Genomic DNA, 926 nt, shown 5'->3' on the forward strand with positions numbered 1-926 from the left:
CATATCGCGCAACCTCCCATGCCGGGGCTGCCGATCGAGCGCAGCATCGCGCATCCGAGCTTGCTGGCCGAGATCATTGTTTCGAAGTATGCAAACCACACGCCACTGTATCGGCAATCCGAGATCGCGGCGCGCGACGGCGTACGTCTCGATCGGGCCACCATGGCACGCTGGGTCGGACAATGCGAAGAACTCTGCCGGCTGCTGACTGAAGCCCTGCGTCGCTACACAATGGCGACTGCCAAGCTCCACGCCGACGACACGCCGATCCCGGTGCTCGCGCCTGGGAACAAAAAGACCAAGACCGGTCGATTGTGGGCCTACGTGCGCGATGATCGCCGCTCAGGTTCGAGCGAACCTGCTTCTGTCTGGTTCGCTTACTCGCCGGACCGCAAAGGCATTCACCCCCAGACCCATCTTGCCGGATTCGAAGGCATCCTTCAGGCGGACGGCTATGCCGGCTTTAACGAGTTGAACGAAGGCGGCAAAGTTCGTCTGGCATTTTGCTGGGATCATGCGCGCCGATACGTATTCAACGTGCATGAGACAGCCCCGTCGGACACCACGAAGCAATGGCTCGACATAATTGGCGAGCTTTACGGAATCGAGGCTGATATCCGCGGCAAGCCGCCGGATGAGCGGCGCCGCGTCAGGCAAGAAAAGAGCAATCCATTGCTCGCGGCCCTCGAGACGTCGATGAGGGAGAAACTCGCGACTCTTTGGCCGAAGGCACCGCTGGTCGAAGCGATCAACTACTCTCTGAACCGCTGGGATGGGCTCACGCTGTTTTGTGACGACGGCCGCGTCGAGATCAGCAACGTGCTTGCCGAAAATGCCTTGCGCTGCGTGGCAATGGGGCGTTCATTGTGCACCTCCTTCTGAAACCTCGATAAACATTGGGATCTGTCCTTCGACGTCGTTGCGAC

Annotated in this window: 1 pseudogene; it reads left to right on the plus strand. The window is 59.7% G+C overall.

Going from position 1 to position 926, the window contains the following annotated elements:
- Window positions 1–861, plus strand: a pseudogene (gene tnpC, locus AWB68_RS45420) (IS66 family transposase); the annotation flags it as partial.
- Window positions 862–926 lie beyond the last annotated feature (65 nt).

The organism is Caballeronia choica, assembly GCF_001544535.1.
Classification (GTDB): Bacteria; Pseudomonadota; Gammaproteobacteria; order Burkholderiales; family Burkholderiaceae; genus Caballeronia; species Caballeronia choica.